We start from the raw sequence: 3,310 nt of genomic DNA, 5'->3' as shown, positions 1-3,310 counted from the left end.
CTACAACGCCAAATGGGCGGACTCGGTGTTTGCCTTCCCCTTCAACATCTCAGGCCAGCCGGCGATCTCGCTGCCGCTCGGCTGGTCGAAAGACGGCGTCCCGATCGGCGTGCAGCTGGTCGGCCGCTACGGCGACGAGGCAACGGTGCTGGCCGCGTCGGCGCAGCTGGAGCAAGAGATGCCGTGGAGGGGGAGAAGGCCGGCGGTGAGTGGTTAGGTGCTTGGCAGCCCACCGCCGAGTTCCGTGGCGCCCCCTCTGTCCTGCCGGACATCTCCCCCTCAAGGGGGGAGATTACGCGCTCAACAGCCTTCGCCAAATCATCTACACGGTAAGGTGGGCGAGACGGCGAAGCTGCCAATCTCCCCCCTTGAGGGGGAGATGCCCGGTAGGGCAAGGGGGGCGTAGAGCGCTGTCCCTGCAGTGACCCGCCTCGTTATCCAATCCTCTCCAGCCGTCGCGGCAGCCTGTTCATCGGCTTGGGCCCGTCCGGCGTGATCAGGAACTGGTCCTCGAGATTGAAGCTAGCGAGGCCGTCTATGTAGAGCGGGATCTCGAAGGCCAGCACCATGCCGGCTTCGATCACGACATCGCTGTCGGCGGCGATGAACGGCCATTGTTCGGAAAACACCGACTGGCCGACGCCATGGCCGAAATGGCCGCGGCGGTAGGTGCGCAGCCCTTGCCGCGCCAGGCTGTCGGTGGCGACGCGATGCACGTGGGCGAGCGTGGTTCCCGCATCAAGGGACGCCAGGCCGTCGTCAAAGGCCCGCTCGGCGATGGCGTGCAGTTCGGCCTGCTCGGCGGATGGCGGCCCGAAGGTGAAGTTGCGCGACATGTCGGAGGCGTAGCCGCCGACCGTGCAGACCATGTCGCACTTCAGCGGATCGCCAGGCATCGCTTTCGCATCGGCATCTTTGGCCCGAGCGCCCAGCGTCACATATTCGGCAGTTTGGACCGTATGAGACAGGCCGGACGCGGCCGTGGCGACACCTTGCCGGTAGAGGGCAATGAGATCGGCCTGGCGCATGCCGGCCATCGCATCGACCTGCAGCCGCTCCAGCCCGGCTTCCGACAGGATGATGCCTTGCTGCAGCAGGTCGATCTCGCGCGGCGACTTGATGGCCCGCAACCTGTCGAGCACGGCCGAGCCGTCGACCATCGTGCAGGCCGGCAGCAGCGCCTGCATGACCGAGAAATCGGCGGCGGGAACAAAATCGAGGTCGACGCCGACCCTTGCGCGCCCGAGCCCAAACCCGGTCAGGATCTGCTTCAGCTCGTCGACGGCACGGGCGAGTTCGAATGTCGCGGGCCGAGAAAAACCAGGCGCCCGGCCGGCAAGGCCGGCCTCGATGCGTTGCGGCAACCCTTGCCCTGACGTCGAGGCGTCCAGCGTGGCGGCTTCGATCCAGATCGGGTGGCTGCGGATGACAGCGTCCGGCAGAACCCGCTGCAATTGTCCCGCATTGAAGTCCGCCACCACGACGCCGATCGGCAGGTCTCGGCCAGCCGGGATGACGACAAAGCCGGCGCCGGAGCGCCGGAACAGTCCCGCCGGGCCGATCGAGGCTCCGGTCGCATAGTGGAAGGCCTCGGGCGCGCACAGCACCAGCGCCTCGATGCCGGCGCGGTCCATCAGTTGCGCCGCGCGCTGGCGGTCGACAAAGCCTGTCATGGGTTTCTCCACTGTCCGAAGCGGCAACGGAGCATTCCGGGCATCGACAATCAAGCCGCTGACAACAGCTACTTGATCGATTCCAGCTTGGCGACGGCGGCGGTGAAGCCAGCCAGCGACACCGGGATGGTGACCGGCTTGCGGGTGACCGATTCCATGCCGATGTTCAGATTGGTCCCCGACTTCATGGCCTTGATGAGATCCGCCGACAGTGGCGTGGCGGCATAGGCGCCGTTCTGGTCGCTGGTCTGGATGGCAATCGTCGTCTTCTGGCCCTGATCGATCTGGAAGGAGGCGCCGGACGGCAGGAACAGGCCGTGCGGCAGGGCAAGCAGCATGGCGAGGCTGCCATTGCCGTTGTCGCGGCGCACGGTCACGGTCAGCACGCGCTGCCCGGTCTTGGCCTCGGTCAGGTTCTGCGAAAGCTGGCACTGAAGCTCGGTGGTCGCCGAACCGCTGGAGCAGTTCATCGCCCACGGATTGGCATCGGCCGGTTTTGCATTGCTTTCAGCCGGCTTTGGCTGGGCCGGCTTGGCATCTTCGGCGAGGGCTGGGCCGGTGGCCAGAGCAAGCCACAGGGCGGCCAGCCCCGCGGCCATGCCGAGTAGATTAGGCTTTGCTAAAGTAAATGTCATGTTGTTTTGCCGGATGCCTTGCATGTTTCCTCGCCGCGCCCGGTATTCTCCCGAGCATGGCTTGATACAACACCCGCGACTGTTCCGGAAGCCGAGCAGGAGGCAAGCAAGCCGGCGAAATTACTGTGGCTTTTCGGATACAACGAACAATATTGCAGGAGGCCCTCAGAAATCGAAGCGCCGGAGACTCGCTATACAATAGAATTCGAGTAAGATTTTACACGGGGTGCGTGCAGTCCCCGAAGGACTCGCCAGGGATGGGAACTACCGAGACGCCTCGGCAAGTTGGTGAGATGGCGGCGCGTGGGGAGGATTTCCGCGTGCACGCCGGCTATCGCCGTTCGCGAATCGCCAGGCATCTCTGGAAGACGACGGCACTGACGACGCTGGCGCTCGGCCTTTCAGGCATGGCCGCCTATGGCGATCCCAACGGGCTATGGCAGCCGCAGATCCGCGCCATCATCGGCGCCGACAACAATGGCGGCAACGGCGCGCTCGAAGGTTTCATCCCGCTCAAGCAGACGGCCGAATCCGTGCTGTTCCTGGATGTCCGGGCCAAGCACGATTTCAAGGACGGTTCCGGCCAGGATGTCGGCCTCGGCATTCGCCGCATCGTCAACCCGGACCTGATGATCGGCGGCTACGCCTATCTCAATCTCGAGAACTACAACTCCACCCAGTTCACCGCGGCCACGCTGGGCGCCGAGGCGATCACGCCTCATTTCGATGCGCATGTGAACGTCTATCTGCCGATCAAGGGTGATTCGACGGATCACTCGACCAGTTCGACCCTATCGATGGTCAGCAACCAGCTGATCGAGCAGATCTCGGTCCTCGACCACCGCGATTACGCGGCATGGGGCATCGAGGGCGAGATCGGCGCGCAGGTGCCGGTCAACCTGCCCGACAAGCATTCGCTGCGGCTCGACATCGGCGGCTATCATTTCGAGGATCCGCATGGCGACGACGGCAGCGTCACCGGCGCCAAGGCCGGCTTCGAGT

4 protein-coding genes are annotated in these 3,310 nt (G+C 64.6%); 2 read left to right on the top strand and 2 right to left on the bottom strand.

Annotated features, from left to right (window positions below; genetic code table 11):
- Positions 1-217: amidase family protein (locus EN991_RS28835; RefSeq protein WP_245461098.1), on the top strand; the 217-nt coding region annotated here is incomplete at its 5' end.
- 217 nt (positions 218-434) lie between these two features.
- Here the strand turns inward: EN991_RS28835 and EN991_RS28825 are convergent.
- Together EN991_RS28825 and EN991_RS28820 are read right to left on the bottom strand one after the other, a co-directional pair.
- Positions 435-1,673, bottom strand: a complete 1,239-nt coding sequence (locus EN991_RS28825) for a Xaa-Pro peptidase family protein (protein WP_127370022.1) — start codon at positions 1,671-1,673, stop codon at positions 435-437.
- Positions 1,674-1,741: 68 nt separating this feature from the next.
- The gene (locus EN991_RS28820) at positions 1,742-2,308 is read right to left on the bottom strand and encodes an invasion associated locus B family protein (RefSeq protein WP_245461097.1); all 567 of its coding nucleotides are present in this window, start codon (positions 2,306-2,308) and stop codon (positions 1,742-1,744) included.
- A 257-nt stretch (positions 2,309-2,565) separates the two neighbouring features.
- On the opposite strand from EN991_RS28820, the gene EN991_RS28815 reads away from it, so the two are divergent.
- On the top strand, positions 2,566-3,310 hold a 745-nt coding region (locus tag EN991_RS28815), incomplete at its 3' end, for an inverse autotransporter beta domain-containing protein (RefSeq protein WP_164769435.1).

The organism is Mesorhizobium sp. M7A.F.Ca.US.005.03.2.1 (assembly GCF_003997795.1).
Lineage (GTDB): Bacteria > Pseudomonadota > Alphaproteobacteria > Rhizobiales > Rhizobiaceae > Mesorhizobium > Mesorhizobium ciceri.
This window is presented reverse-complemented; position numbering and strand designations above follow the sequence as displayed.